A 25974-nucleotide genomic window follows, 5' to 3' on the forward strand; every position below is an offset into this window, starting at 1 on the left:
TGCATTTTTAAAACAGGAGGATATAGTAGATGAGGTTCAATAATGAGGGTATATATCATTGTAATTGCCTGTGGATTGGCTTGTGTCATCTTGTTGAACCTATAATAGTTTTTCCAGAAGTGAAGGTTGTTTAAGATGAAGGAGGAATATTATTGACTATGGGAAAGTGGAAGATACCTACTATTCTATTAATACTATTAATCATACATATAAATATCCCCCATCTAGCATTAGCGCAGCCTCATACATGGTTGGACACAAAAACAGAGAAGATATTGCTTGCAGAAGGCATTGAAATACCAACGATTCCGAGTAATGACCCGATAGAGATACCGAAAGTGAAGATACCGGAAAATAAGATTGAGGTACCGAAGGCGGAGATTCCCAAAGCCCCGGTGCAAGAATCGACCGGCTTTATTGATCAGTTGCTAAAATGGCTACAACAGCAGTTATCCTTGATTTTGGCGCTGTTATGTATGGGACTGGGTCTGTTTTTTCTAAGTACCAACCCCCTTGTGGGTATTTCGATCGTGATGGGAATGGCGGTTGGCGGATTTGGAGCTTGGATGGCTGATAAGGATGTTCCCGGTATTGCGCAAGAGGCGATAATTGGTGCATTAGCTGGTTTGGTCGGATTGGGGGCCGGAGCGCTCGCATTTCGATTGATCGGGGGGAGAATTGCAACACTGGCTCCTCCTTGGCTAGGAAAATGGCTTCCGTCCGTTGGCTCAGGTGGTGTAGCAGGAGTGGCGGACAGTGCCTCTTTTGATTATATGCGTGATGGAAAGGTGGATTGGAAAAAAGCAGGGCTTGTTGGGTTATTAGGTGTCGCGATCGGTTTTGCTTGTATGGGGGTTGCTCAATATGGAGGCAAACTCGTTGCTCCTACCATTGTGTCCAAAATTAATGATATTCCATTAACGTCCGTTTCTGTTTTTAAGGACGGGAGGGCTTTTCCAAAGACTGTTGGGGATACACCGTTTGGTGTTTGGTTACAGAAGTTTGCTTCGAATGGTAACAATAATACAGTAAAATTCAAAAGTGGATTTGATACTCACTTTACCGTTGGAGAAGGAATAGGGAAAGGGAAAAAAGGGATTGTCGGGGGACATAATATGCATGACTTCTATAAAACATTGGAAACAACAGGTATGGATCCGAGCGATTTAATAATTAGTAAACAGCAACATCCTACTTTTCCCGGCTTGTATGAAGTACGATACAAGATTCCATCCTTAACTTATGGTCCGGATGGAAAACTAATTCCCTCTGGTCAATTTAAGACAATACGATTTCCTAAAACTGTATATGACCCTAATGTTTATACAGATGCTCAAATGATTCAATGGGGAAAAGAGGCGATGGAAGAAGGTATCAAAGCGAAAAGGATTACTGGGAGAGAAGTAGAGGGCTATAGTTCCAATGGGATGAAATTTAGAGGATATATAAATGATCAAGGGGAAATTACAAATTTTTTCCCTACGTTTAAATAATAACTTGGTTATTATCGGGAAATAGGGAGGTTTTAATGTATGTACAATCATGAGGAGCAAACATATAAAATCTTTTATGATGATAAAGAGAAAAAGGATTTTATGAAATATTATTTTTGGCATATTGGAGATGGTTATTTTATTGATGCATTAAATAATTTTAAAGATAAATCAGGTTTCGGAATAGAATGTGTTGGCATTCTATTTCGTGATGATTTTGATGAATGGGAGGAATATCGTTGTAAAGAAGATGAAGTATCTTTAATTAAAGATTATCCTGCGGCGGAAGAAGATACAATGGGCTATTTGAGTTTTAAGGATTTTTATAATTGCCTTATCGATCACAGTAAAGAATATATCAAAAAATATCCAGAGCATGAGGAAGAGGTTTGCAAACTGTTAAGAGAAATTAAGGAGAGTTTGGATATAAACACATAACGTAGCGGTGCCAATAGTGCGTTTCTCGGAATTTCATCCGAATATTATCCATAACAAAAATCCTCTGACTGAATCAAAGGATTTTTGTTGCTTAATTCCAAAGTGGGCTCAATATGGTCAAATAGAATGTAATACTTGTACGGGTATGTTGCTATTCTAATTCGAAATTGGATTCAATTTTAGGGCGTGTCTGGTGAATGATTAGGGCGTGTCTGGTGAATGATTAATTGAGCCACATGATCAAGGAAATCAAGGTAATGGCGGCACAAAAATAAACCGCCCGTTTTTCATAACGAGTGGCGAAGCCACGCCATTGCTTCAGGCGGTTAATACAGCGTCCAATCACGTTTCGGCGTGAATATTGTTCTTTGTTGAAGGTCAGAGGACGCCCCGGCTTTTTGGCCCGACGCTCCGTCTGATCTCTGCGTTCGGGGATGGTATGGGAAATCCCACGTTTTTGAAGAAATCGACGACAAGACGGATAACTGTAGCCGCGATCGGCAATCAGATGATCCGGCCTCTTGCGAGGCCTTCCTTTTCCCTAACAGGGAACGGAAATGGAATCGAGTAATGCTTGTAATTGGGTACAGTCATGCTGTTGACCGGGAGTGATTGTAAAAGCAAGCGGTCGACCTTTTCCGTCACAAGCAAGATGGATTTTGGTCGTCAGACCTCCGCGGCTTCGTCCGAGTGCCTCATTCTGGAAGCGAGGGTCCCCCTTTTTTCGGCGCGCCTGCGGCGTGCTGATGAGCTCGGACAATCGTGCTGTCAACGAAAACAACCCAATCGACATCGGAAACGGCGTGGGAGTAAGTCTGAACATGCTTAAGCAAGCGATCCCACGTCCCATCCTTTTGCCAACGTGTAAAACGATAGTAGCAAGTTTTCCAAGAACCATAACGTGCAGGCAGATCCCGCCAGGGAGCTCCCGTCCCAAACTTCCACAGGATTCCGTTCAAAATGGTTCGGTGGTCTTTCCACTGTCCGCCTCGTTTCCCATTCGAAGGCAATAAAGGCTCGATCTTTTCCCAAGCCTCATCTGTAATCTCATAACGCCGTCTCATCATGATGTCTCCTTGCTTTTGTTGTTATGAACATTCTAACAGGAAATCATGATGGATTCACCAGACACGCCCTAATTGAGCCACATGATCAAGGAAATCAAGGTAATGGCGGCACAAAAATAAACCGCCCGTTTTTCATAACGAGTGGCGAAGCCACGCCATTGCTTCAGGCGGTTAATACAGCGTTCAATCACGTTTCGGCGTGAATATTGTTCTTTGTTGAAGGTCAGAGGACGCCCCGGCTTTTTGGCCCGACGCTCCGCCTGATCTCTGCGTTCGGGGATGGTATGGGAAATCCCACGTTTTTGAAGAAATCGACGACAAGACGGATAACTGTAGCCGCGATCGGCAATCAGATGATCCGGCCTCTTGCGAGGCCTTCCTTTTCCCAAACAGGGAACGGAAATGGAATCGAGTAATGCTTGTAATTGGGTACAGTCATGCTGTTGACCGGGAGTGATTGTAAAAGCAAGCGGTCGACCTTTTCCGTCACAAGCAAGATGGATTTTGGTCGTCAGACCTCCGCGGCTTCGTCCGAGTGCCTCATTCTGGAAGCGAGGGTCCCCCTTTTTTCGGCGCGCCTGCGGCGTGCTGATGAGCTCGGACAATCGTGCTGTCAACGAAAACAACCCAATCGACATCGGAAACGGCGTGGGAGTAAGTCTGAACATGCTTAAGCAAGCGATCCCACGTCCCATCCTTTTGCCAACGTGTAAAACGATAGTAGCAAGTTTTCCAAGAACCATAACGTGCAGGCAGATCCCGCCAGGGAGCTCCCGTCCCAAACTTCCACAGGATTCCGTTCAAAATGGTTCGGTGGTCTTTCCACTGTCCGCCTCGTTTCCCATTCGAAGGCAATAAAGGCTCGATCTTTTCCCAAGCCTCATCTGTAATCTCATAACGCCGTCTCATCATGATGTCTCCTTGCTTTTGTTGTTATGAACATTCTAACAGGAAATCATGATGGATTCACCAGACACGCCCTAGGGAGGTCACCAAACCCTTTGGATACCAAAGGGTTAATTGAGGCTTAAAACTGCAAAAGTATTTATCCTGAAAATTATCTGTTATTTTAATACGGATGGCGATGTATGTACAAAGTTATTTATATTCCATCGGGTATAACAGGTTATACAGGCGGAAGAGATGTTTGGTGCGGTAATGGCATTTAGGTGAAAAGTTGGTATTGGAGGTAGTTTTACAATGGAATGGGAGTATAAAAAGCCCATTGATGAAAAGCGGATTCGGGAAGTTGAAATGGAATTAGGAGTTCATTTTCCAAAGTCTTTTTTTGATTGTGTATTAAAAAATCATGCGGGACGTCCCAAAACAAAAATTTTATTTGATTTGGGGAATGAGAAAGAGAAAGTCTTTGGAAATCTGTTTAACTTCAACGAGGATGAAGATCATTTTTCATTCTTGGAGGCACATGAAGTATTGATTGGAGAACACAAGGCTCCAATAGAACTTGTTCCTTTCGCTGATGATCCGGCAGGAAACTTCATTTGTTTTGATTATCGTACACTTGTAGCCGGGGAGCCGATTGTTGTTTTTTACTATCATGAGCGTGATGAAGACAATATTAAAAAGATTGCCGATTCCTTCTCTCTGTTTCTAGATATGCTCTATGAGCCGAGAGACTAGCAACCGAAATATTTTATAGAAGAGCCTACTTGAGCGGGCTCTCTTTTATTTTGTAATTGACTAAACAGGAGGGATTTAAAATGGCTAAGTGGGAAGCAGTAAAGCAGCCGGCTACAGATGAAGACATCCAGCGGATTGAGTAGTTTGTTGGTCAGCGTTTGCGAAGGTTTATTGCTTTTTGGTTTAGTTCAAACTTGGTTTTGTAGATAAAAATCTTTTAATTGGCTATAATCAAAAGGGATAAATATATAAATTTAACGGAAAATTGTTAGTAGAAAGGAGGAGCTATGTGGCTTGGTTTAAGACCAAAAGTGGGATAGGGAGCCTATTAGGTCTCTTTTTTTTGTTGATTGTTTTCTGGAACTCACTCTTCGGATTTTATCAAGGAGTTGGTAAAAGCATGGAGCCAGCCTTAATGGAAGGGGAAGTGTATCTGGTTAAAAAGAATCCCGATACCATTAAGCGAGGGGATATAATCGTTTTTCGAGCTCCAGGAGTCAAACAGGTGCATACGAAACGAGTTGTTGCTTTTGGAAATGAGACAGTCGAGATAAAGGAAGGCCAGCTATATATCAACGGGCAAATCTTTATGGAACCGTATGGTCCACGCTCGGACAAAAGGATTAATCAAGAAACCGTGGTGGTGCCAGCCGATCATTTCTTTGTTCTCGGAGATAATCGTTTAACGAGCTATGATAGCCGCCAGTTTGGTGCCATTAAGAAAGACGATATCATTGGAGTAGTTGTGAAGTAGAAAGGGTGTAATGCTTGTGTTAGATGTTTTGCGAGTGTATTGGGTTCAGCTCATAAAGCAACCAAAAAACACCATTCGACAAGCAATGGAGGAAACGTCAACGAAGTTGTTATTTGTGTTAATTTCACTGTTTGGGATTACCTTGTGTCTGGAACAAGCAATGAATCGAGACGCAGGGGATACCACCTCTATACCAGTGATTCTGCTTTTATCCATGGTGATAGGTCCCATACTGGGAGCGGTCGCCTGGTTTTTAGGAAGTCTTTGTACATTCGGTGTGGCCAGGTTATTCGGAGGTGTAGCAACATTCAGGGAGACGAGTGAAGCCAGTGCATGGGCGACGGTGGCATATACGACAAAGATGGCCTTGTTCATACCCATGTTGCTGATCTTTCGGCAAGAGAACTTTACTTCTAACACTCCTGATATTGATTCTTCCATGTTCCTTGCCTTATTGTTTTTTCTTTGCCTGACAGCAAACTTTGTCATGACGATTTATTACATCATTGTCCATTCCAAAATCATTGGAGAAATTCATGAGATAGGCTCTTGGAAAGGTTTTGCTTCGATCATTCTTGTTCCTCTAGTACTTATTTTACTTCTATTTCTTCTGGCTTTGTCACAGTAACTAAGGAAGGGGAAGGAATGATGAAGCATTGGCTTAAAAGAGTTAAACAGCATTTACATTCAAAGCGAGGGGCTTCAACGGTAGAGTATATCATCATCATTGTAGCTGGTGCTCTTTTAGCTGGGTTGCTTTTGACTGCAGTAAATAGTTCAGAAATCCAACAATCTCTGCAAGAGAAAGTGGAAGAGGTACTAAGTGACACACCCAACCAGGACGTAAATAAGCCAACCGAACCAACATCACCCCAGATTGTAACGAGTGATCATTCCAAGCCCCCCAGTCTTTCTGATGTGCAGCCAATGAAGTCTCCAGGCGAAAAAGAACCAAGCCTTCTTGACCGGTTAAAACAGAAGACTTTGGATGGTATTGATTGGGCGGGAAATAAAATTGATCAAGGCATCAATTGGTTAGGTAAACAGAAGGATCAGATTTTAAATGAGGATATTAAACGTGCTATCAATGAGCCAGGAGCTTATTTTTCTGAAGTATTTGGATTTGAGGACTATAAGGCTGCTTGGGATAAGTTAACTTCTGATCCTTTAGGCTATGCCAAGGATTCATGGGATAATTTGAAGGCTAGTGTAAACGACATTATTGAGAATCCAGAGAAACTTATTTTCGATAAAGAAATGTTCATGGAAGCGTGGAATGGGAAGGACAAGAATGGAAAGTCTATTCCGCTTCCAAATCGCCTATGGAACATGGTCGAGAGCCTACCGACACCTGTTAAGTTGGTTAAAGTCGGTCGGATAGCTAAGGATACGCTGGTGCCTGACAGTTGTCATTGTGCCATGAAAAATCCAAAAAAAGATAAAGTTAATAATAAACGAGTTAAGCAATTTACCAAAAATGGTGAAGAGAAATTTACCAAGGAAATACTTGCAACAAAGCCGAAGAATTCACCTAACCCTGAAAAGTGGTTAAATAAAGGTGGAAGTATCACTATAGATGACAAGGGGGTTTGGACTTATACAAATAGTGAAGGTAAATCAGTAAGCTACCCTGATGGATATCCTGATTTTTCAAAATATATTCATCCGAAAGTTAAACCGGTTAAAATTAAGTTTTCAAATCCTGAGGATCGCCAAAAAGATTTCAGAGAAGCCAACGCAAAAGCGGGTTTAGATAAAAATTCTGATCCACCTGTTCCAGCAAGTCATAGACCACCAAAAGGATATACTTGGCATCATCATCAAGATGGAACGACAATGATGCTTGTAGAATATTCTATTCATAGACAGTTTACTCATGTAGGTGGAATATCTGAAATGAAAAAGTGAGACCTATCAATATGGTTAAAAGCGCCATTAGGCGCTTTTTTCATTCTTCATATTCTTTACAATTAACCAACCCATTTATAAAGGTTTTAAAATCCTTTGCAAGGACAGTGATCGTAGGTTCATCGGGATTTCCAACATCAACATGAATAACTCGGGGCTCACCATTTTTTCCACATTGGCTATAATCTAACATCACTGCATCGTGACCTGCTGATGGACAATCACATATTACAAATCCTAGATGAATAGGATAACCCCAATCTTCATCAATACTTCGGAGTTCTTCAGAGTCAATACCGTCAGTTCCTCCAATGCCACGAATATTTTCAATCGCAATATGATTCTCTGCCCAAGAGGTTCGAACGGTTGTTGGAAAGCAAGAGTTGGCAGGAATTCCGCCATTTTGTGTTTTGATTAGCTCTATGTAAGAACTAGGAAGTTTGAAATTTAGCTTTTGTTCAGCTTGAGCTATCATTTCATCTGTTACTGGAATGGGACTAGTATATTCATCTAATGGTAGCCAAAACCCTTGGAAATCCTTTTTCATTTCATTCCCACCACCAAATCTTAAAAAATAAGGGAGCCTATTGAAGATCAATTTTGATGATAATGTCTCAAGTTTATTAGAGATATTATAACATATACAAAGTGTTGGAGGCACATGAAGTATTGATTGGAGAACACAAGGCTCAATAGAACTTGTTCCTTTCGCTGATGATCCGGCAGGAAATTTTATTTGTTTTGATTATCGTACACTTGTAGCTGGGGAGCCGATTGTTGTTTTCTTCTATCATGAGCGTGATGAAGACAATATTAAAAAGATTGCCGACTCCTTTTCTCAGTTTCTAGATATGCTTTATGAGCCGAGAGATTAGCTAAAATAGAGCCTACCTGTGTGGCTCAATCAGGAGGGGGAACAATGACTAAATGGGAAGCAGTAAAGCAGCTGGCTACAGATGAAGATATTCAGCGGATTGAGGAGTTTGTTGGTCAGCGTTTGCCTAGGGCGTGTCTGGTGAATCCATCATGATTTCCTGTTAGAATGTTCATAACAACAAAAGCAAGGAGACATCATGATGAGACGGCGTTATGAGATTACAGATGAGGCTTGGGAAAAGATCGAGCCTTTATTGCCTTCGAATGGGAAACGAGGCGGACAGTGGAAAGACCACCGAACCATTTTGAACGGAATCCTGTGGAAGTTTGGGACGGGAGCTCCCTGGCGGGATCTGCCTGCACGTTATGGTTCTTGGAAAACTTGCTACTATCGTTTTACACGTTGGCAAAAGGATGGGACGTGGGATCGCTTGCTTAAGCATGTTCAGACTTACTCCCACGCCGTTTCCGATGTCGATTGGGTTGTTTTCGTTGACAGCACGATTGTCCGAGCTCATCAGCACGCCGCAGGCGCGCCGAAAAAAGGGGGACCCTCGCTTCCAGAATGAGGCACTCGGACGAAGCCGCGGAGGTCTGACGACCAAAATCCATCTTGCTTGTGACGGAAAAGGTCGACCGCTTGCTTTTACAATCACTCCCGGTCAACAGCATGACTGTACCCAATTACAAGCATTACTCGATTCCATTTCCGTTCCCTGTTTGGGAAAAGGAAGGCCTCGCAAGAGGCCGGATCATCTGATTGCCGATCGCGGCTACAGTTATCCGTCTTGTCGTCGATTTCTTCAAAAACGTGGGATTTCCCATACCATCCCCGAACGCAGAGATCAGGCGGAGCGTCGGGCCAAAAAGCCGGGGTGTCCTCTGACCTTCAACAAAGAACAATATTCACGCCGAAACGTGATTGAACGCTGTATTAACCGCCTGAAGCAATGGCGTGGCTTCGCCACTCGTTATGAAAAACGGGCGGTTTATTTTTGTGCCGCCATTACCTTGATTTCCTTGATCATGTGGCTCAATTAATCATTCACCAGACACGCCCTAGAAGTGCAATTTCCACAATATTATGTAAATTGGGTTCAACAATATAGACGACCAGAAAGCGGCCATGGACACATTCTATCAATGAGGAGCATTATCATTTTGATGAGTTTTATGATCCGGAAGAGATCTTCGATGAAGTTGAGGCCCTGTATTTTGGTGAAGAAGAATTTAAAGAAAAAGGACTGATTGTTCCCTTTGGATTTGATTCAGCCTTAAATCGCTATTGTTTTTTTTATGATAAAAACAAAGAAAATCCAGTGATCATCTGGTTTTCCTCTGATGATGCTCTTTCGGAGATTTTTGATAGCACGGGATTTAATTTAGATCGTGTTCGGGTAGTCGGATCTTCTTTTACAGAGTTCATTATTTCTTTATATGAAAGAACCGATTACTAACTTTTTATAGCGCCAATATGGCGCTTTTTTAATTTTGCGCTGTTTTGACATATTGATCCCTTATACTGTTAATGGGGGATTATGATGACTTTTACCACGTGATGGGGGCATATAGGCAGATGTATCTCGCTGATGACTATGATCTTTCATGCCAGAAAGAAAAAATAAAGTGAGGTTTGTTTCCTATGAACATAAAGGGTTTTGGTAAAGCAACAAAAGAAATGATACAAAGTCTTGAGCAACAAATTGGGTTTTCGCTTCCGGAAGATTATAAACACTTTTTGCGAAAGTATAATGGAGGTACAGCCTTAGTAAGGTACAGTACTTTTTATGTAAAAGAACTAAATGAGACCATTCCGCTGGATGTAATGTATGGACTGGGAGTGGAACGTTCTTTTGATTTGGTCATGTGGCATCATGAGTATAGAGATGATTTGTTGCCTAACAGCACAATCATCGGCGATTGTCCTGGATCAGGGAAAATTGTATTAGTTACTGATCTTGTCAATGAAGGAGTTTACTATTGGGATTACGCATTCCATTTTGCACAGTCAGATGAAGATGCAAACACTTTTAAAATTGCTGATAGTTTTCGAGATTTTGTTTATGGGTTGAAACATCCATAAATCTCAATCACCCCTTCATAACGAATACCCACTTGCAGTAAAAACGCAAGTGGGTGATGGCTATTTGCTCGCATCCTTAGCAATCTCATAGGTATAAGCAAATTCATGTAATGAAGCGTTGGCGATAATGCGGCTGTATTCAAACAAGATTTCTTCATCGTGATCGCCGTTTTCAGGTTTGGCCCAGATCCAGCGGTCCATTTCCACGATTGGTTGGTTTCTTCCGATATGGAGGAGGGTGGCCTCATCGGCTGATGGCATGCGACAGGTGAGTTGTTCATGCGTGCGGATGGGCAGCAGTTGTTTATGCTCACGGAGCCATTTGAACAACGGAAGTTGGTGATCTTCTTGCCCAACCAATTCGCCGGCTACGGAGGCGAGCAGATGGTGTCCAAGATCCGGTAAGGAACGCGGTCGACTAGTTGCACACGATAGCGACGCAATATGTTCTCATGCTCCGGTATGTTGAGCTTAGCGCTAATCTCTTCGCCGGCGGGGCGGATGGAGGATGGTTCCAGATAGCGGATGAGTACATCCCGACCAGACGCACGCATGGAATGGATGAAAGAACCGGCTTGCTGCAATTCAGGTCCTTTGTTTTTGGGAGTTCCGCCACCCATTTTTACTTTTGGCGCATGGGAACGGACAAAAATGCCACCACGAGGCACAATATCGATGAGATTGTCTGATTGAAGTCGAAGGAGCGCTGTCCGGATGGTGGGGCGGCTAACCCCCAATTCTTCGGCTAATACACGTTCTGCTGGCAATCGTTGCCCAGCCACATAGTTCCCTTCTATAATCCGTCCATGGATGATTTTTACGACCTCGTCTATTTTGGAGTTGCTCATCTGGTCTCCACCTGGCAAAGACCATAGCGCGTTGTCTCTGCGTTTATGAAGCAAGATTTTTCCGTTTGAATCTGTGACCACTGCCGAGGCAGCCGGAACAATGGAGTTGGGTTGGGGTCGTTTGGTTGATGATAGTAATCTTTTCGTAAACAGGTTTGCAGATATAATACTGAATATTTCATATCATTTTTCATTTTTGGAGGAGTAATTTTGTGAAAAACTTTGCTCAGGCGGGTTCTGAAGAAACGGTGGAAGGGCTACTCGAGCGATTGTGCGACAAGCTCGAGATCCCGGTGGAATATAATTTGGCTGAGCTGTTGCTAGTCTTAAGTCACAAAGGGCTGGTACAGAGGGAAGAAATTGAGAAGATGAGTACAACACAAATAAGGCGGATGAATGGATAAGAGAATGGTAGTCATGTCATGCTACGGTTTTCTTTTTTTGATTCTGATCTATCTCAAAGTTTTCTCTTGTTTTTCTTTAATATTAAGATAAATATCCAATTGAATAGATTAGATATAAGAATGGCAATGAACATCATTCCGTATAGCATTGCCTCCAGATTCTTTAATGTAATTTCTCCTAATACCAAGCCTTGTACATAGAAGAGTAAGAAAAAGAGGTTGTACATGATAATTGGAATGAACCACTTTTTTGTGTTGTTTGTTAAAAAAGATGCGATGATGTTACCCAAAGTCAAAAGCACGAAAGAATATAATATAAACTTATGCGGTCCATTAGTAAACCAATCAAATATTTCTTTATGAATTTCGAATTGTAATTCGCTATACATTGCAATTTTCCTTTCGGTAATATAATAAATGCTCGTTTTGATTCTGATTAGAGCGTTTTTGTAGCTCTAAAACGTTTTTGATTTGCATTACTTGTCCATTGACGCTTATTGAGAAAAGGAAAGGTCGATGTGAGTTGCTTCTGATGGTTTGATATCTTTTTAAGGGAGATCTATTCCGTCATACCCTGTCCCATTGCACAAAAGGATTGATCAGCTCCATCAGTTCATTCTTTGCTTCTTCATGATCCGCTGACATGAAGAGTTGGCCTGTTTCTTCAAAAAGTAAGAGGCGGCAACCCTGATAGCCAAAGCGATACCGGTGAATTGTGGAAGCAAGGCGGGTGGTGGGCTTATCCACACACTGATCGCGTAAGATTTGCAGAAATGCCTCTTCGCATGGATATTCCCCGGCTTGAAATGACGGACTATCCATCAACGATACATCCCAAGCATTAGCAAAGATGAAGTCACTCAGTTTCTCGCATGCAAGGATTTGTGCCTCATCATAAAGGGATTCTACGATCACGGGTGGGTCTTCGGTGCCATTTAACAAAACCCACCATGACCAACATCCTTGGCACTCAATAAAGAAATAAATGCCTTCATTGGCCTTCATGTTGTCGGGAAGGTTCAGGAACGTTAACCCCAATTCCAGCTCCCAATATTCGCGCGTTTCCAATTCGATGCGTTGAAGAGGAACCAATTGGTCCCCGTTTCCGTTTTCAAACCATTCTTCCACTCCCTCCACGGCATAAAGTTCTTTTAATGCTGGAGGAAGTGTGCGATTGATTTCTCTTTCCCTTTCCGCGATCAACTGCAATCGGTGAGGCGAATAGACAGGTGAAATGCCCATTAATTTGAAGGATTCCGTATGAAACTTGGTGGTCTGACTCATTTTACCTCCTCAGTCGTGTCGTCTGACTCCACTCGTTCGAACACCGTTGTCAGCAATTCCAAAGCCAATTCCCGTTGCTTGGGGGTTAAAGGTTTTCCGTTCCAATGGGCTGTTTCATTGGCCAGGATCGTTTTAAGATCTGGATTGTTTTCATGCGTGGGAATGTGGTCTCCCCCGGTCAAGTAGTCCAATGATACATTGAAAAAGGTAGCGATTTTTTTCAATGTATCTATGTCGGGTTTTCGTTTGCCTTGCTCGTAATTGGCGATTTGTCCGCGGGTGAAGTTAAGCTGATCAGCCAACTCGTACTGGCTTAATTTTTTCGCTTTTCTCAATGCAATCAAGCGTTCATTGAACATAGTGATCTCCCCAATAAAATTACCTTGAGTTCATTATAAGCAACATTTTGTGTCCATTCCAGAAAGGAAAACAAAATGTTGCTTTTTGGTGTCGGCAGAAACAAGTTGTTTCCTTAGCTCCTTGAAAACAGAATTGAAGAGGTTGGCGGGCACCCAAACGCCAAACCTGGCCAGCGGCGCGGGATGCGTCAACGTTGCCGTGACCTTTCTGTTTAGAAAGTAGCATGCAGTTGCTAGACTGTACGCCGTGACCACTTGCATAAGTGTAGCGACCGGGCTGGCCAGGGGGGAGAGGAAGATGGCCTTCCCAGTGTATAGACAGCTCCGCACACAATATTTCATAAAACAAGAAAGTAGGTGAAGAGGATGAGAAAGAAGCTCTATCACTTGCGTGGAAACAGACCTCGAAGCAGGGTGAGCCAAGAGCTTCAGATTACGCCGCAAATGCTTGGCGCAGTGGAACGAGGGGATCGCAATCCCTCATTGAAGTTGGCCAAAAGAATTGCTGATTATTATGGGCTTTCAATCGATGAAATTTTTTTTGGTCATGATGGAAACCGATTGTTTCTATAAGGGTGATGACACATGCCAAAGGAGAGGATGTTCATGCGGGTGGAACGCATTACGGGATTAATGGATAACGGCAGAGCGAAATTATGGGTCAGGGTGGATGGAAAGTTGAAGATATTGAATCGTATTACCGTTCAAGAGATCAACCCATTGCTCATTAGAAAGCAGGCTGCTCCGGATGGACCATTTCATCTACATTCACTCCCTCAAACGTGGGGATGATCTGATTTATAGAAATGGGGAGGAAGGGCTCGTGGCCATATACAGACAAGTGCATGTGGATTTTTGGCAGGATGGTTTTGTCTTGGACTTAACACCGGAAGAAAAATACTTCTTTCTTTATTTGATGACGAACAGCAAAACCACGCAATGCGGCATTTATGAACTGCCCAAGCGGATCATTGAAACGGAAACAGGCTATAACCGGGAGACGGTGGAAAAAGCTGCTAGATCGTTTCTCTGATTATGGCAAGGTGGAGTACAACAATGATACGAAAGAACTCATGATTTTTAATTGGATTAAGTACAACAAGATCAACAGCCCGAAAGTGAAGCAATGCATCGTCAAAGAACTGAAAAAGGTGAAGCACCAGCCGTTTGTCGACCGTTTCTATAGACTTTGCAAACAGTTTGGATACCCCATGGATACCGTATCAGTAAACTATGGGGAAGAACAAGAAAAAGAAGAAGAACAAGAAAAAGAAAGAAAGGGTCGTCGTCACCTGGCTTACGACGACGATTCTCCCTACTTACAATTGGCCCAGTATCTGCTGGACAAAATCAAATCTTGGAAGCCTGATTTTGTTTTTCGTGGAGACCTGCAAAAGTGGGCCAATGATTTCAGATTGATGTGTGACAATGATCACCGGCTGCGGGAGTCGATCGTAGCAGTAATTGATTGGGTAACCAACGATCCATTCTGGCAGACGAAAATTATGTCAGCAGAGAAACTCCGCAAGCAATTTGATGCTTTGGAAGGACAAATGAGAAATGAACGGGACAATGTGAGATCGTTACCACAACGATATATTGAAACGGTACGTCCCAATGCGCTGAGTTCACAACCGGCCGTTTCGCCGATCGCCTTGGAGCGGGAACGGAGAAAGCGAGAGCAACAACGGAAGCAGGAGCGAAGAGGGGGGTAAGCATGGAATATGCATTGCCATATGATGAGCAGTTGGAGAAAGAATTGGTCGGCTCGATGCTGTTTGAACCAGAGTGCATCGTGGATGCGATTGAAACGATAAAGCCGGAGCACTTCCACCATCCTATTTGCCGAAAATTGTGTGAAGAGATTTTTCGGTTATGGAATGAAGAAGAGGGAGTCGTCAGTGTGGTGTCTCTCACCCCTTTCCTGGAGCGTGAGCAGATTCCGATAGAAGTGGTTAATGAGATGACCGATGTGCGGCTCCCCTCCACGAAAACAATCCAACATTATGGGGAACGGTTGAAAGCGATCGCTGCACTCCGCCGCGCGGTGCAATTGGGAAGACAACTGCTTTCTTTGCAACATCTAAAAGACAGAAATGAAATCAGGGAAGCGCTGAATCAAGCCGAACTCCAACTATCCAATATCGCCACTGCTACCGCAAGGATGGAAACGATGAAGCCGTTTGAAGAGGTGCTACGAGAGGTGAATGAACGGTTTGAGCATCACTATGCAAATGGAGTTGGCATCACTGGATTGAAAACGGGCTTCATTGAACTGGATGATATGACCTCTGGATTTCAAAAGAAAGACCTGATAATTATCGCTGGCCGGCCGTCCATGGGAAAAAGTGCATTGGCGCTAGAAATTGCCCAATATTTGCGCAATGAAGAAAAGAAAAACGGCATTTTCTTCAACCTGGAAATGGATAATGTATCGATGGCTTATCGGATGATTGCTAATGCCGGACACTTGGATCTCCTTAAGTTGCGATCAGGGATGGTGAGTGAAGAGGAGTATGTGAAGTATGCGGAAACGCTTGGTTATTTGGCGGATGGATTTGGTATGGAAGGTGGGAAAGGCAAGCTATGGCTGGATGAACAGCCCGGCATGACCGTAGCCGAGATGAAAGCCAAGGCCAGAAAAATTCAGCGTGAACATGGTCTGGATTATCTCATTATCGATTATCTTGGCTTGATCCAGGGCAACCGTTCGTATATGAACCGGGTGGAAGAGGTTTCTGAGAACAGCCGCCTACTCAAGATGATGGCCAAAGAGCTGGATGTGCCTGTTATCGTGTTATGCCAGCTTTCACGGGCTGTCGAACAGCGCGCAGACAAACGGCCCATGTTGTCTGACTTGCGCGAATCAGGTTCGATTGAGCAAGATGCAGACTTGGTCATGTTTCTGTACCGGGATGATTATTACCATCCGAATTCAGATAAAGCCAATATCGCCGAACTGATTATCGCCAAGCATCGGAATGGTCCAATTGGCAAAGTGGAGCTATTGCTTTTGAAAAATTACAACAAGTTTTTGTCATTAACAAAGGAAGCGAGGGAGTCACAGTGAGTCTGCCTGCCGGCATGATGCAACTGGAGTTGTTTGCGGACCAAGACGATTATGAATGGAATCCCAATCCCATGGTTCGCACATACGGATTGACCTGGAACGCTGCCAAATGTGGAGTCACTACCAACAAGCCAAAGGCGCACCCATGTCTGCATTTTGATCCGGTAACAAAGCGATGTGTTATGCGCCGGGGGATACATGATCCAAATTGGGATGCATGCGGGAAATACCAGCCGATGCAAGCGGGCTCTCATAGAAAGAGAGTGAGTGATTTGTGATGAAATCCAATATAGCACATAAGTATTGTAAAGGTTGTCCTTGGTTTAATCGGGATGACCTTTGCTTATTTCCACGGTGCGTCATACGAAATGGTTGATCATATCAGCGAAAGCGGAGGGAAAGTGAAGATGTTTGATAAGAAGGTAGCAGACATCAGTCAGCATCAAGCGATCAAAGCGTTGCTGGAGATGCAGAATGGAAGCATGAGCAGAGAGGAATTTGAGGAGAAGCATTCGGTTTATATCGGCGAAGTGCCAGAATGCGACGAAAATCGGAGTGGGTGTTGATGATCGAAGAAGATTCTTCTGTATTGAGCACATTGCATTTAGGTGTTTCGCTGGAATTGGAAAAGTTGGAAAAGCGGATCGCTTTGTATCAACGAACGAAGGACAATCGCACGCTCTACTGTTGTGTGGCCAGTTGGTACCGGGTGCAACAGTGTTTGCTATATTTGGCAAAGCGACTTTATCCCGTGCATGACACGCAAGCGTGCTTTCAATATGAGACGCAAAAGATCCAAACGGTTGCATATCCCATTGCCTTTGCATGCGGAAGAGCTGAAGCAAATGAAGAACAAATATTTTCGGTGGTGAAAACAGATGGTGGACAAAATGATGGCAAAGCAACGATTGATTGAACATCGGATTGAATTGCTTGAAAGAGCCAAAACGCATTATTTGGAGGGGGAAAGTACGCGGACAGAAAGCAAACTTATCCGTGCAATCACTCTGGGTTACCAGAAAGCATCAGTTGATCGCTTGGAAAGCGAGATCGAGTTTTTAAAGTCGTTGCTCAAAATTGGCGAAGATGGCAGCCTGGCAAAAGGGGGTGAACAGGGTGATTAAACTTCGTATCACGGGTTGGCCGGATGAGGTGAAGGATTTTGTGCGAGAGTTGCCCGCGTCAGGTGTCTCCGCCATATAAAAATCGGAACAGTCAATATGTGCGTGTTTATGCGGAAGTCACCAAAAAGAGTTGAGATGTTGGTGGCTTTTTCTCGTTTGCTTACTTTTTAAATGTAATAACGGGAGGGAATGGATATGCAAGTTTTTGCGGGATTGAAGGAGCCCATCAATACTTTCGGCCAGATCGCGCTGGGAGTTATTCTGCTGGTGGCTTTCTATAAAGTCACCATCGCTTATATTCGTGATCAACCCATTAAGTCTATGGTGAAAAAGTTTGTGGGAGCTTGTATCTTCATCGGAGCCGCAGCCGGACTGGTCGATCTGTCCGTTTTTGTAGGAGAATACCTTGTCGCCCCTATCAAAACCATCATTACGGGTTTGGTCGATTCGATCGTAGAACCTTTAAAAAATAGGAGGGATGGGGGATGAAGTTATTCGCTGGGATTGTGTTTATGAGTTTGCAATATGTTAAATGGCTGTTACCCTTCCTCTTTCTGGGGAGGACTCTTGCTCATTTCATGGTTTACCGCGAGTGGAACCAAGTCATTGTAAAGGGGACTGCCTTTTTAATCGCTACGGCTATGATTGTGGGCATGCCATTGGGTTTGCTTGAGTTGGCTTATCCAGAGGATATCAAAGCGTTTGAAAAATCGCTGGCCGACAAGGAGGAATAGTAATCATGATGACGATGGTGATCAGTCTGGTGGGTGCTGGAGTGCTTTGGATGTTTGGCAAACATGTTGAACGCAAGTTGTCGATTTCAAAAAGAAACAACAAAACAAGCTGGATCAGCTTCATTATGATCGGGACCAACAGGCTAAGTTGGTCTTTTTTGATGGGGGAGGAAGAGGATGAGAAAGAAACAAGCAGATCAGACCTTATCTATCGCTTCCGATTGTTTTCAACTGATTCCCGTTGTGCAGGATGGCGATCCAGTTGAAGCCACCGATGTGAAGCAGATCATCAATCATTATGTCGCATGAATGCTCCCTTTCTAGAGAAAGGAGCTGGCGAAACGCATAAGGATCAGGAAACACAAACCACCGTTTATTTTGATGTACCGCATGTCAGCTACAAATTATACAAGCAGGATGGGCAGGTGTATTCATACGTATCGATTCCGCGAGATGAGGAGTTAAAGCAGAAAATACAAGAAGCTTTGTTTTTGGATGTGGGAGGTTGTCGTTTTGTCCCTGCCAAGCTGACGCTGGATGATCAACATCTGCACGCCTTTGCCATCAAGGGAAGTCCTCATTTAGCCGTTGATCTGGAAGGCGATTTTGCTGAACGGATTATGCAACTTTTTCGGTCGGTGGACAAAGGAGAGCGGTTGCTTTACAGCCTCACCTTGAAAGAGGCAGAAGACCATGGTGCGTTGCGAAGAGAGTTTGCCAAACGTCTAGCTGGCATGGATCCCGATGATTGGAGATCGGTCTTATGGCATCATGCCAAAATAGGACTGATCCAGCTTATCCAGTTTTGGCTTGAAGAAGAAACGAAAGGCAAGATGAAGCCCTTGCTTAACAGGCTGACAGGTTATGGGCATGACAAGGCGGAACGGGCTCCTTTTTCGCAACGGAAAATTCGATCGGATGCCAACCGATACATGTACACAGAGGCAATCTTTCTATTTTGGACAGAGCAAGAAGGACGGGCAGCTTGGTTTCAAAAGAAGCTGCGACAGCTGATGACTGATATGCAAGGGGAAAATCGCTTGGAAGTGGTGAAGATTCAGCCCGATTTGACCAAGGTAGAGAAGGGGTACATCGATTATCGGCACCCCCTCCTTTGTTTGTATCAGAAGGAACTAGGCCAGTTTCTCCATCTGCCAAGATCGGCTCACATGGATGGGGATTTTTATGTTGAACGCAAACAAAAGACGGAGATTCCAGCCGCTATGCTGACTAAGGAACCGGGTGCGGTGCCGTTTGCAAGATGTTTGAACACCAATCAGCTCATTTCCTTGCCGGCACCCAAAAGCAAACAGGATCTGGATGATCGGGTGAAGGCCACTTTGCTGGTTGGGGAGCAAGGCGGAGGGAAGACAACGGCGCTGGTTAACATGATTTTGGAAACATTTCATGTGCGGGCAGCAAGCAGGGATGAGTGGCGGCAACATGCTCGCTCGGTGATCAGTTTTGACGTGGCTGATGGTGCAGTTATTGCCGAAACATTGCAACATATCCCTGACTGGTTGCTGGACCGTGTAGTGATCCTTAATCATGCTGACACCCAGCATCCCATTCCGGTTAACTTTCATGATATTTTGCAGCTGACGGGAAACCCGACGCAGATCGCTGAACTGGAGACACGGGTTCTGCTTGATTGCTTAAAAGATGATACCAAGACGATCGCCATAGAACGCTATTTTAAAAACGCGCTGAAAGCCAGTTACGCCGCAGGTCAGGGAAATATCTTGGATGCGATGCGCATATTGATTGACGCCGGTTACCGCGAGGAAATGCTTCAAGAGTTGGAGCGGAGCAATGGGTATCTGTATGTAGAGCTTTTGCAGATGGATCAGGAGTTTGCAGATGATCGCAATACCTTGAAGACGATTGAGAACCGTATTTCTGCATACCGGACGGACCCGTCCTTGATGGAGGTAATCGCCCAAGAACCATTAGACAGCATCGACTTCTGGAGATGGATGAACGGGGATGAACAGGGAGCGTATCTCGTGTTGATCTACTTGCCCAAAAGCAATGACACAATCTCAGAAGCGTGCCGTAACTTTCTGTTCACCCACTATTTCATCAAAATATGGCGGATGATGTTGGCGCGGGAGATGTTAGACCCGGAGAAAAGGCCGGAGACGTTGGTTATCGTGGATGAGATCCATCAAGTCTTGGGGCAAAGAGCAGTGCAGGCGATGTTTGGCGACATCTTCAAAGAGCCTCGCAAATACCGGGTACGCTTTGTCTTTACGTTTCATGGCTGGTCCTCGTTGGAAGAGGCAGGACGGAAGAAAGAAGCGATCATTAAAGCGATGAAAGAAGCTGGTTGCAATCTGTTTTTGCTTAAAGGAGGCGACGAGTTTTTCAAATCCCTTGCCGGGATGTTGCATCCTTACACGGTTGCAGATTTTCATGCCTTGATGGGAATGCCGTATTGTGGCATCTTCCGCGTTGCTGTAAATAAGCGGAGCCATGTGTTCCAGGCGAGGTTGCTGGAGCCGGCGGAAATGCGTTTGCCAAAGCACAGGGAGATGCGATTGGGTGAGATACGGAAAATGCCTAATCAGCTTGGGCGACCAGGTGAGTTGGTTCAAAAACGCATTTATAAAGAGTTGAAACAGATGTATCAATGGCCGACGAAAAAGGAAAAGAAGGCTGTCAAAACGGTCGAGATTGACTTTTAAGGGGTTGGTGCGATGGTGATCGATGTTTTGCGCAATGATGAACTGGAGACACAGGAGAAAATGATGTTGCTCCTGTTTTACTTGGGCATGGCCGATCGTTACCAACTCGCCAAGTTGTTGGCAAGATCCGTTCATACTGTGGATCAAACCAGCAAACGGTTAAACAAAAAAAGCAAAGAGGAAAAGCACATTCAGTCATGCACCGCTCCCTTTAATAAAGGGCCCCGCATGTACCAATTGGGGACGTCCGGTTGGAAATGTGCTGGTTGGAGGAAGATCGTCGGTATTATGAGCGAAGCGAGTCGCAGAAAAGGCATTACCGTGGAATGACGGAGATCTTGATCCGGCTCATGCACGCCATGGGTAGAGACGAAGCGTTGGATCGGCTCCGTTTTTACAACACTTATGAGGCCACGGAGATGTTTCGTAATCCGTGGGAAGTGGTGAAATGGCAAGAGTGGCAAGATATGAAGCTAAGGCAGGAGGAAGAAAAGGAATTGCCCCGTCCTGATCTTTGCTTGGAGATCGATGATGTCTCTTTCTGGATTGAATACGACACAGCCAACGAAAGCCCAACCAAAATCAAGGCTAAATACCGACGTTACTACCGAGCCTTTAATCAGTTGGCTGCACGAGCCAGCTCGCGCAAGCCAGTTGTATGGGTGACCACATCACGAAGCCGGGTGGAGTTGATGAAAAGCTGGTTGGAAGTGGTGTGGCGAGAATGGGAGTTTAGCGAGATGAAAAATCCACCGCCGGAGATGCTTTTTTTCAAAGAAGGGGAGGAAACATCCTACTTTCTGGAGTCGCTGACAGTGCGTACTTAAACGTGTACAAGTTGCTGTACAAAAGCATATCCCTATGCAGGATGCAGGACTAGAATGTGTACCTACCGCACAAATGCGCTCGCATCGATGAGAAAAGGGATGATGTGCGATTTTTGATGCCGACTAATGATACCTATCTCTTTTGTTTTGATTTGTAGTTACTTGGCGCGGCGGGAAAAAGTGAGTGCACAGTGGAGAGGTGGCTTGATACCGAACAAAGGAATCAGGAACACCTTTTTTATTTTGTAAAAGAAAGGGCGATGGTGTTGTTTGATGAGTTCGTTGCGCATACATCTGTTGTTTCAATCATGCTTTTGGTGGGAACGACCAGCGTGGTGTTCCTCTATTTGCTCTTGCAAATCGCATCACTGATGGAGCGGATTTTGACTGGCCAAGGCAAGGAAATGGTTGCAGATATGAAAGCCAGATTCATGCCTATGATTCAGGCGGGGGTGAATAAACCACCCTTGAGAAAAAATCATAAGGCTTTTTGGATTGCAGTCGGCATCGGGTATGGATTGGGAGGCTTATTTTTGTTTTTGCCAGTGATCCTGATGCTGTTCATTGTTTATTTAGTTTTTCGCTACATCATTGTCAGGCTTGTCTAAGTGTTACGGGAGTGTGTACCAAATCTCAAGGAGTTGACGGATGGGATGAGTAAACAACGTGTAAAACAAGAAGTGATTGAGCTGGAAGATGTCATTTTGATTATCAATGGCAGTCCCACACCGGTTGCCTGTAAATACTTTATCAGGATGGTAAACCAGATGAAAGTATCTCAAAAGAAAGCTGCTATACGTTGCAAATGATTTTCTTCACTTGTATTGACTACCTTAACGAGATGAGAATGGCAAGAGACGGGCTTGTATGTTCAGTTGATGTTAGAAGCAAAGATATGCTAAAAAGAAGGAGGACGAAGTGGATATTGGACATCTACCATATCCTTTAGTGAGCTAAAAAGTCTGTCAACCTCCCGGGGTTTTTGCATCATTAACGGTTCACAGATTATTTTGGTTTTTGATATAATGAAAATGCTTGAAATGACTGATGTTCACATACGGGTTTAGTTGTAACCATAGTGGTATTGAAATTCGCGAAAGTCATCATCAAATTGAGCTAGGAATTTTGTTTAGTTGTAACCATAATGGTATTGAAATGATATACGTCAGGTGGTGGCGGGGAGATCGGCGATGGGTTTAGTTGTAACCTTAACGGTATTAGAATGAATGTATGGATGAGGAAACCGTTCAAAAGATGACTTGCCTGATGGTGATTGTCAGAATCAAAATAGCTGATGCTACCGGCTGTCGCGGTGAAGTGCCAAGCTATATTTTGAAAGAAAGGATGGGAGTTTTAAATTCAATATTGAGAATATTTTGTATATAATTAGAGTGTAACTACATCATCTCTTGATAGTAGGGGGATCATATGCCTAGATGTCCTGCATGTGGAGAAAAGGAAAACATCGAAGAAACACACTCAGGTAACTATGGTTGCAAGGAGTGCGGGGAGACATTTGATAAAAACGGCAATCCCTATAAACATTAGTGGTGGTACAATGGGATTACCTATTAAGGTAGTCCCTGTTTTCAAAGGTGGGAATAGCAATGGTCAAAAAAATGATGGTAGATCATGAAGCTTTTCTTAAAGGAATAAAACCAGCCTTGTATCGAGCCGACAATCAAGGCTTGCAGGAGTTGTTTCCAATACTAAAAGAATATCCGCATCTTAAAGATCACACAGGTCGTTTTCTTTTTTTTCAATCAAAGGAGAAGAAACAGAAGTATGTTGACAACCTACGGCAAATTGATATAAATTCTCCTGAATACCACAAGATGCTTGGTCTGCTCCTGGGTTATCCACCAAAAGCGGTTGATTTCTATGTTAGGAAGTGTACAGATCGTTCATTAGCTGAGGTCAGCATTGGGCTGGGTTATTCCGGTGTTCGTTGTGTATGTGATGTTCGGGAGTTGATTGAGAATACTATATGGTTGTGGGATACATACCAATTGGATGAAGAGCTGCGCTTGATGGTAGAAGGCGAATTCATTTATGTTTCGTATCGAAATATGGAAGAGCTAAAAAATGTACAGGCTTCAATCCTTCAACGTATCACGGTTACTGCATAAATAATTGGGACTTCGAGGGTTTGGCTACTGAGTTGAAGTTAACTAATAAGAAATCTAAAAAAGAAGTGAGGGGTAGATTGTATCGGAGGACTGCATTATCCTTTAGTGAGCTAAAAAGTCTGTGAACCTCCCGGGGTTTTTGCATCATGAACGGTTCACAGATTATTTTGGTTTTTGATATAATGAAAATGCTTGAAATGATTGATGTTCACATACGGGGTTTAGTTGTAACCATAATGGTATTGAAATTGAACATCGCCGCCCACTTGTAGAAGCGATATAGGGTTTAGTTGTAACCATAATGGTATTGAAAGATGGAGATGGCACTTGAGTGTAAGCTGGATGACCTATATATCGTGTCAAAGAATAATAAGCCGTCCCCATAGGATGGCTTTTAAATCGTTTTACAGGAGGTTAGAAGGCCCGTAGAGTGGCGGAAAATTGTTTAGAGTATTTAATTTTTTATACGCCAAAAAGTTTTCACAAGCAAGGGAGATAGTTAATTCCTCTTAATAGTTGTGAAATTGGATCGTCATCCAAATATTTTTTATACTCTGCTTTTAATGTCAATTCAACGTTTTCTGTATTAGCATTAGGTACAAAAACAGAAAAAATTAAAACAACAACTAGGGCGTGTCTGGTGAATCCATCATGTTTTCCTGTTAGAATGTTCATAACAACAAAAGCAAGGAGACATCATGATGAGACGGCGTTATGAGATTACAGATGAGGCTTGGGAAAAGATCGAGCCTTTATTGCCTTCGAATGGGAAACGAGGCGGACAGTGGAAAGACCACCGAACCATTTTGGACGGAATCCTATGGAAGTTTGGGACGGGAGCTCCCTGGCGGGATCTGCCTGCACGTTATGGTTCTTGGAAAACTTGCTACTATCGTTTTACACGTTGGCAAAAGGATGGGACGTGGGATCGCTTGCTTAAGCATGTTCAGACTTACTCCCACGCCGTTTCCGATGTCGATTGGGTTGTTTTCGTTGACAGCACGATTGTCCGAGCTCATCAGCACGCCGCAGGCGCGCCGAAAAAAGGGGGACCCTCGCTTCCAGAATGAGGCACTCGGACGAAGCCGCGGAGGTCTGACGACCAAAATCCATCTTGCTTGTGACGGAAAAGGTCGACCGCTTGCTTTTACAATCACTCCCGGTCAACAGCATGACTGTACCCAATTACAAGCATTACTCGATTCCATTTCCGTTCCCTGTTTGGGAAAAGGAAGGCCTCGCAAGAGGCCGGATCATCTGATTGCCGATCGCGGCTACAGTTATCCGTCTTGTCGTCGATTTCTTCAAAAACGTGGGATTTCCCATACCATCCCCGAACGCAGAGATCAGGCGGAGCGTCGGGCAAAAAAGCCGGGACGTCCTCTGACCTTCAACAAAGAACAATATTCACGCCGAAACGTGATTGAACGCTGTATTAACCGCCTGAAGCAATGGCGTGGCTTCGCCACTCGTTATGAAAAACGGGCGGTTTATTTTTGTGCTGCCATTACCTTGATTTCCTTGATCATGTGGCTCAATTAATCATTCACCAGACACGCCCTAGAGAAAGGGAGAAGATTCTTTTTGGTTTCAATGATATAACCTCCTATCTTAATGAACTTTTTTATTACATTAAATCAAATGAATATAATCTATACTTATATAAATAAAATATAAAGGGGTATGGTATGAAACAGGTTATTATAAAAACAATTATCGGTATTGCTATTGTCGCTGTTTCTCTTACAATACTTGGTGTTGTAGCTTATTTGGCTTTTGGGTTAATTATTGCATTCTGGTAAAATTGAGCCTATCCCGCCGCGTATACATATCCAAGCCGACCCGTGACCAGTTGCAGCTCATGTTTGATTGACCTTTGCTCGTATGAAAAAGAAGACCCCTTTTTGGACGCAGGTCATGAATTTTTTTACAGTACAGTCGGGAACTTACAAAGCTATTGAGCGAGAACTCGATTTGACCGCGATCGATAAGATATCCAAGCCTTGTCCAAGTAGCCTTGTTCTAAGACAAGGCTTTTTTGTCTGATATTTTGCATAGATTCAGATAAACGAAAAGGGAAGGATACGAAAAGAGGGGGGATAAGCATACCGCCGTTAAAGATACGGGTTATTCGGATAAGAAATTTCGTTAAGGCGTGTATTCGATTTGTTCGGATTGTATTGAAGGAAAAGCGTTGGCCAGATTGGCAACTGGTGAAGGCCAGTGATCGTTACTTTTATCTTGAGAA

Annotated in this window: 35 protein-coding genes and 2 pseudogenes; 30 read left to right on the forward strand and 7 right to left on the reverse strand. The window is 43.7% G+C overall.

The genetic code is table 11. From position 1 onward, the window contains the following. Positions 1–158 precede the first annotated feature (158 nt). Both NYR52_RS06995 and cdiI read left to right on the forward strand, forming a co-directional pair. Positions 159–1493 (forward strand): CdiA family toxin C-terminal domain-containing protein, encoded by a 1335-nt coding sequence (locus NYR52_RS06995; RefSeq protein ID WP_259436734.1) that lies wholly within the window; start codon positions 159–161, stop codon positions 1491–1493. Between the two features lie 39 nt (positions 1494–1532). Continuing rightward, complete coding sequence (gene cdiI, locus NYR52_RS07000) at positions 1533–1931, forward strand: ribonuclease toxin immunity protein CdiI (RefSeq protein WP_022739159.1); 399 nt, start codon at positions 1533–1535, stop codon at positions 1929–1931. A 223-nt stretch (positions 1932–2154) separates the two neighbouring features. Here cdiI and NYR52_RS07005 read toward each other — a convergent pair. Both NYR52_RS07005 and NYR52_RS07010 read right to left on the reverse strand, forming a co-directional pair. Continuing rightward, a pseudogene (locus tag NYR52_RS07005) lies at positions 2155–2995 on the reverse strand (IS5 family transposase). Between the two features lie 71 nt (positions 2996–3066). Next, positions 3067–3907, reverse strand: a protein-coding gene (locus NYR52_RS07010) for an IS5 family transposase (RefSeq protein WP_375163144.1) whose coding sequence is annotated in 2 segments (ribosomal slippage) — positions 3067–3570 and positions 3572–3907 — 840 coding nt in all. Because the reading frame shifts where the segments join, the coding sequence is not laid out codon by codon here. Positions 3908–4198: 291 nt separating this feature from the next. Here NYR52_RS07010 and NYR52_RS07015 point away from each other — a divergent pair. The 4 genes from NYR52_RS07015 to NYR52_RS07030 all read left to right on the forward strand — a co-directional run bounded on the left by NYR52_RS07015 (position 4199) and on the right by NYR52_RS07030 (position 7301). Further along, positions 4199–4639 (forward strand): SMI1/KNR4 family protein, encoded by a 441-nt coding sequence (locus NYR52_RS07015; RefSeq protein ID WP_259436572.1) that lies wholly within the window; start codon positions 4199–4201, stop codon positions 4637–4639. 289 nt (positions 4640–4928) lie between these two features. Next, complete coding sequence (lepB, locus tag NYR52_RS07020) at positions 4929–5393, forward strand: signal peptidase I (protein ID WP_259436573.1); 465 nt, start codon at positions 4929–4931, stop codon at positions 5391–5393. 16 nt (positions 5394–5409) lie between these two features. Then, complete coding sequence (locus tag NYR52_RS07025) at positions 5410–6021, forward strand: YIP1 family protein (protein ID WP_194830617.1); 612 nt, start codon at positions 5410–5412, stop codon at positions 6019–6021. Between the two features lie 17 nt (positions 6022–6038). Then, entirely contained in the window at positions 6039–7301 is a 1263-nt protein-coding gene (locus NYR52_RS07030) for a DUF4244 domain-containing protein (RefSeq protein ID WP_102992204.1), read from the forward strand. A 40-nt stretch (positions 7302–7341) separates the two neighbouring features. Here NYR52_RS07030 and NYR52_RS07035 read toward each other — a convergent pair whose 3' ends face one another. Continuing rightward, positions 7342–7848, reverse strand: coding sequence for an SMI1/KNR4 family protein (locus NYR52_RS07035; protein WP_102992205.1), 507 nt, complete (start codon positions 7846–7848; stop codon positions 7342–7344). Positions 7849–7993: 145 nt separating this feature from the next. Between NYR52_RS07035 and NYR52_RS07040 the strand changes: the two genes are divergently transcribed. From NYR52_RS07040 to NYR52_RS07055, 4 genes are all read left to right on the forward strand, one after another. Beyond that, complete coding sequence (locus NYR52_RS07040) at positions 7994–8176, forward strand: SMI1/KNR4 family protein (RefSeq protein WP_259436735.1); 183 nt, start codon at positions 7994–7996, stop codon at positions 8174–8176. A gap of 44 nt (positions 8177–8220) precedes the next feature. Further along, on the forward strand, positions 8221–8331 hold the full coding sequence (locus NYR52_RS07045; protein WP_259436574.1) for an SMI1/KNR4 family protein: 111 nt from the start codon (positions 8221–8223) through the stop codon (positions 8329–8331). 46 nt (positions 8332–8377) lie between these two features. Further along, a protein-coding gene (locus tag NYR52_RS07050; protein ID WP_375163183.1) for an IS5 family transposase occupies positions 8378–9218 on the forward strand; the annotation gives its coding sequence in 2 pieces (ribosomal slippage) (positions 8378–8713 and positions 8715–9218; 840 coding nt in all). A gap of 601 nt (positions 9219–9819) precedes the next feature. Then, positions 9820–10260: an SMI1/KNR4 family protein gene (locus NYR52_RS07055; protein WP_259436575.1), complete on the forward strand. Its 441-nt coding sequence runs from the start codon at positions 9820–9822 to the stop codon at positions 10258–10260. 60 nt (positions 10261–10320) lie between these two features. Here NYR52_RS07055 and NYR52_RS16740 read toward each other — a convergent pair whose 3' ends face one another. Continuing rightward, positions 10321–10590 carry a UTRA domain-containing protein gene (locus NYR52_RS16740; RefSeq protein WP_262983053.1) on the reverse strand — a complete coding sequence of 90 codons (270 nt, stop codon included), beginning with the start codon at positions 10588–10590 and terminating at the stop codon, positions 10321–10323. Here NYR52_RS16740 and NYR52_RS07065 point away from each other — a divergent pair. Then, positions 10540–10665 (forward strand): hypothetical protein, encoded by a 126-nt coding sequence (locus tag NYR52_RS07065; protein ID WP_259436577.1) that lies wholly within the window; start codon positions 10540–10542, stop codon positions 10663–10665. The genes NYR52_RS16740 and NYR52_RS07065 overlap by 51 nt on opposite strands. On the opposite strand, the gene NYR52_RS07070 is transcribed toward NYR52_RS07065, so the two are convergent. Next, positions 10629–11108: a GntR family transcriptional regulator gene (locus NYR52_RS07070; protein ID WP_259436578.1), complete on the reverse strand. Its 480-nt coding sequence runs from the start codon at positions 11106–11108 to the stop codon at positions 10629–10631. The two genes, NYR52_RS07065 and NYR52_RS07070, sit on opposite strands and share 37 nt — an antisense overlap. 212 nt (positions 11109–11320) lie before the next feature. Between NYR52_RS07070 and NYR52_RS07075 the strand changes: the two genes are divergently transcribed. After that, positions 11321–11512 (forward strand): ubiquitin family protein, encoded by a 192-nt coding sequence (locus NYR52_RS07075; RefSeq protein ID WP_022739152.1) that lies wholly within the window; start codon positions 11321–11323, stop codon positions 11510–11512. 567 nt (positions 11513–12079) lie between these two features. On the opposite strand, the gene NYR52_RS07080 is transcribed toward NYR52_RS07075, so the two are convergent. Beyond that, positions 12080–12796, reverse strand: coding sequence for an SMI1/KNR4 family protein (locus tag NYR52_RS07080; protein WP_259436579.1), 717 nt, complete (start codon positions 12794–12796; stop codon positions 12080–12082). Continuing rightward, positions 12793–13155 carry a helix-turn-helix domain-containing protein gene (locus NYR52_RS07085; RefSeq protein WP_022739148.1) on the reverse strand — a complete coding sequence of 121 codons (363 nt, stop codon included), beginning with the start codon at positions 13153–13155 and terminating at the stop codon, positions 12793–12795. The genes NYR52_RS07080 and NYR52_RS07085 overlap by 4 nt, the downstream gene beginning before the upstream one ends. A 366-nt stretch (positions 13156–13521) precedes the next feature. Here NYR52_RS07085 and NYR52_RS07090 point away from each other — a divergent pair, with 366 nt between their 5' ends. The 18 genes and pseudogenes from NYR52_RS07090 (at position 13522) to NYR52_RS07175 (ending at position 25268) form a co-directional block, all read left to right on the forward strand. Further along, complete coding sequence (locus tag NYR52_RS07090; protein ID WP_022739146.1) at positions 13522–13728, forward strand: helix-turn-helix transcriptional regulator; 207 nt, start codon at positions 13522–13524, stop codon at positions 13726–13728. A gap of 33 nt (positions 13729–13761) precedes the next feature. Beyond that, positions 13762–13947, forward strand: coding sequence for a hypothetical protein (locus NYR52_RS07095; protein WP_054095840.1), 186 nt, complete (start codon positions 13762–13764; stop codon positions 13945–13947). Between the two features lie 31 nt (positions 13948–13978). Beyond that, positions 13979–14870 (forward strand): annotated as a pseudogene (locus NYR52_RS16830) (phage replication protein O). Between the two features lie 2 nt (positions 14871–14872). Then, positions 14873–16225, forward strand: a complete 1353-nt coding sequence (dnaB, locus tag NYR52_RS07105; protein WP_259436580.1) for a replicative DNA helicase — start codon at positions 14873–14875, stop codon at positions 16223–16225. Then, positions 16222–16503, forward strand: coding sequence for a hypothetical protein (locus tag NYR52_RS07110; protein WP_054095844.1), 282 nt, complete (start codon positions 16222–16224; stop codon positions 16501–16503). The genes dnaB and NYR52_RS07110 overlap by 4 nt, the downstream gene beginning before the upstream one ends. 129 nt (positions 16504–16632) lie before the next feature. Then, positions 16633–16791 carry a hypothetical protein gene (locus NYR52_RS07115; protein WP_259436581.1) on the forward strand — a complete coding sequence of 53 codons (159 nt, stop codon included), beginning with the start codon at positions 16633–16635 and terminating at the stop codon, positions 16789–16791. Beyond that, on the forward strand, positions 16791–17141 hold the full coding sequence (locus NYR52_RS07120) for a hypothetical protein (protein ID WP_054095846.1): 351 nt from the start codon (positions 16791–16793) through the stop codon (positions 17139–17141). The genes NYR52_RS07115 and NYR52_RS07120 overlap by 1 nt, the downstream gene beginning before the upstream one ends. Further along, positions 17119–17349: a hypothetical protein gene (locus tag NYR52_RS07125; protein ID WP_054095847.1), complete on the forward strand. Its 231-nt coding sequence runs from the start codon at positions 17119–17121 to the stop codon at positions 17347–17349. The genes NYR52_RS07120 and NYR52_RS07125 overlap by 23 nt, the downstream gene beginning before the upstream one ends. A 195-nt stretch (positions 17350–17544) precedes the next feature. Continuing rightward, complete coding sequence (locus NYR52_RS07130; protein ID WP_022739135.1) at positions 17545–17838, forward strand: hypothetical protein; 294 nt, start codon at positions 17545–17547, stop codon at positions 17836–17838. Further along, the gene (locus tag NYR52_RS07135) at positions 17835–18083 is read left to right on the forward strand and encodes a hypothetical protein (protein ID WP_022739134.1); all 249 of its coding nucleotides are present in this window, start codon (positions 17835–17837) and stop codon (positions 18081–18083) included. Before NYR52_RS07130 ends, NYR52_RS07135 begins: the two co-directional genes overlap by 4 nt. A 177-nt stretch (positions 18084–18260) precedes the next feature. After that, positions 18261–18392, forward strand: coding sequence for a hypothetical protein (locus NYR52_RS07140; protein ID WP_259436582.1), 132 nt, complete (start codon positions 18261–18263; stop codon positions 18390–18392). Between the two features lie 116 nt (positions 18393–18508). Continuing rightward, positions 18509–20770, forward strand: coding sequence for a type IV secretory system conjugative DNA transfer family protein (locus tag NYR52_RS07145; RefSeq protein WP_157053273.1), 2262 nt, complete (start codon positions 18509–18511; stop codon positions 20768–20770). A gap of 12 nt (positions 20771–20782) precedes the next feature. After that, on the forward strand, positions 20783–21100 hold the full coding sequence (locus NYR52_RS07150) for a hypothetical protein (RefSeq protein ID WP_022739130.1): 318 nt from the start codon (positions 20783–20785) through the stop codon (positions 21098–21100). Continuing rightward, positions 21028–21597 carry a replication-relaxation family protein gene (locus NYR52_RS07155; protein WP_259436736.1) on the forward strand — a complete coding sequence of 190 codons (570 nt, stop codon included), beginning with the start codon at positions 21028–21030 and terminating at the stop codon, positions 21595–21597. The genes NYR52_RS07150 and NYR52_RS07155 overlap by 73 nt, the downstream gene beginning before the upstream one ends. A 191-nt stretch (positions 21598–21788) precedes the next feature. Next, positions 21789–22205 carry a hypothetical protein gene (locus NYR52_RS07160; RefSeq protein ID WP_054095850.1) on the forward strand — a complete coding sequence of 139 codons (417 nt, stop codon included), beginning with the start codon at positions 21789–21791 and terminating at the stop codon, positions 22203–22205. Between the two features lie 45 nt (positions 22206–22250). Then, entirely contained in the window at positions 22251–22406 is a 156-nt protein-coding gene (locus tag NYR52_RS07165) for a hypothetical protein (protein ID WP_259436583.1), read from the forward strand. Between the two features lie 798 nt (positions 22407–23204). Next, a complete protein-coding gene (locus tag NYR52_RS07170) occupies positions 23205–23726 on the forward strand; it encodes a hypothetical protein (RefSeq protein WP_259436584.1) in 522 nt (173 codons plus the stop codon). 701 nt (positions 23727–24427) lie between these two features. Beyond that, positions 24428–25268 (forward strand): IS5 family transposase gene (locus NYR52_RS07175; RefSeq protein WP_375163157.1). Its coding sequence is split into 2 segments (ribosomal slippage): positions 24428–24763 and positions 24765–25268, totalling 840 coding nucleotides; the frame shifts between segments, so codons are not numbered across the junction. Positions 25269–25974 lie beyond the last annotated feature (706 nt).

Source organism: Laceyella sacchari (assembly GCF_024927925.1).
Taxonomy (GTDB): Bacteria; Bacillota; Bacilli; order Thermoactinomycetales; family Thermoactinomycetaceae; genus Laceyella; species Laceyella sacchari.

Excerpts from the sequence above, each read along its gene's own strand:
- dnaB (WP_259436580.1), top strand. The coding sequence starts at position 14,873 with ATGGAATATGCATTGCCATATGATGAGCAGTTGGAGAAAGAATTGGTC.
- NYR52_RS07165 (WP_259436583.1), top strand. The coding sequence starts at position 22,251 with ATGAGTAAACAACGTGTAAAACAAGAAGTGATTGAGCTGGAAGATGTC.
- NYR52_RS07065 (WP_259436577.1), top strand. The coding sequence starts at position 10,540 with ATGCGTGCGGATGGGCAGCAGTTGTTTATGCTCACGGAGCCATTTGAA.
- NYR52_RS07095 (WP_054095840.1), top strand. The coding sequence starts at position 13,762 with ATGCGGGTGGAACGCATTACGGGATTAATGGATAACGGCAGAGCGAAA.
- NYR52_RS07125 (WP_054095847.1), top strand. The coding sequence starts at position 17,119 with ATGGCAAAGCAACGATTGATTGAACATCGGATTGAATTGCTTGAAAGA.
- NYR52_RS07055 (WP_259436575.1), top strand. The coding sequence starts at position 9,820 with ATGAACATAAAGGGTTTTGGTAAAGCAACAAAAGAAATGATACAAAGT.
- NYR52_RS07120 (WP_054095846.1), top strand. The coding sequence starts at position 16,791 with ATGATCGAAGAAGATTCTTCTGTATTGAGCACATTGCATTTAGGTGTT.
- NYR52_RS07070 (WP_259436578.1), bottom strand. The coding sequence starts at position 11,108 with ATGAGCAACTCCAAAATAGACGAGGTCGTAAAAATCATCCATGGACGG.
- NYR52_RS07130 (WP_022739135.1), top strand. The coding sequence starts at position 17,545 with ATGCAAGTTTTTGCGGGATTGAAGGAGCCCATCAATACTTTCGGCCAG.
- NYR52_RS07140 (WP_259436582.1), top strand. The coding sequence starts at position 18,261 with ATGAGAAAGAAACAAGCAGATCAGACCTTATCTATCGCTTCCGATTGT.
- NYR52_RS07090 (WP_022739146.1), top strand. The coding sequence starts at position 13,522 with ATGAGAAAGAAGCTCTATCACTTGCGTGGAAACAGACCTCGAAGCAGG.
- cdiI (WP_022739159.1), top strand. The coding sequence starts at position 1,533 with ATGTACAATCATGAGGAGCAAACATATAAAATCTTTTATGATGATAAA.
- NYR52_RS07080 (WP_259436579.1), bottom strand. The coding sequence starts at position 12,796 with ATGAGTCAGACCACCAAGTTTCATACGGAATCCTTCAAATTAATGGGC.
- NYR52_RS07045 (WP_259436574.1), top strand. The coding sequence starts at position 8,221 with ATGACTAAATGGGAAGCAGTAAAGCAGCTGGCTACAGATGAAGATATT.
- NYR52_RS07015 (WP_259436572.1), top strand. The coding sequence starts at position 4,199 with ATGGAATGGGAGTATAAAAAGCCCATTGATGAAAAGCGGATTCGGGAA.
- NYR52_RS07170 (WP_259436584.1), top strand. The coding sequence starts at position 23,205 with ATGGTCAAAAAAATGATGGTAGATCATGAAGCTTTTCTTAAAGGAATA.
- NYR52_RS07030 (WP_102992204.1), top strand. The coding sequence starts at position 6,039 with ATGATGAAGCATTGGCTTAAAAGAGTTAAACAGCATTTACATTCAAAG.
- NYR52_RS07035 (WP_102992205.1), bottom strand. The coding sequence starts at position 7,848 with ATGAAAAAGGATTTCCAAGGGTTTTGGCTACCATTAGATGAATATACT.
- NYR52_RS07085 (WP_022739148.1), bottom strand. The coding sequence starts at position 13,155 with ATGTTCAATGAACGCTTGATTGCATTGAGAAAAGCGAAAAAATTAAGC.
- NYR52_RS07150 (WP_022739130.1), top strand. The coding sequence starts at position 20,783 with ATGGTGATCGATGTTTTGCGCAATGATGAACTGGAGACACAGGAGAAA.
- NYR52_RS06995 (WP_259436734.1), top strand. The coding sequence starts at position 159 with ATGGGAAAGTGGAAGATACCTACTATTCTATTAATACTATTAATCATA.
- NYR52_RS07155 (WP_259436736.1), top strand. The coding sequence starts at position 21,028 with ATGTGCTGGTTGGAGGAAGATCGTCGGTATTATGAGCGAAGCGAGTCG.
- NYR52_RS07135 (WP_022739134.1), top strand. The coding sequence starts at position 17,835 with ATGAAGTTATTCGCTGGGATTGTGTTTATGAGTTTGCAATATGTTAAA.
- NYR52_RS07115 (WP_259436581.1), top strand. The coding sequence starts at position 16,633 with ATGTTTGATAAGAAGGTAGCAGACATCAGTCAGCATCAAGCGATCAAA.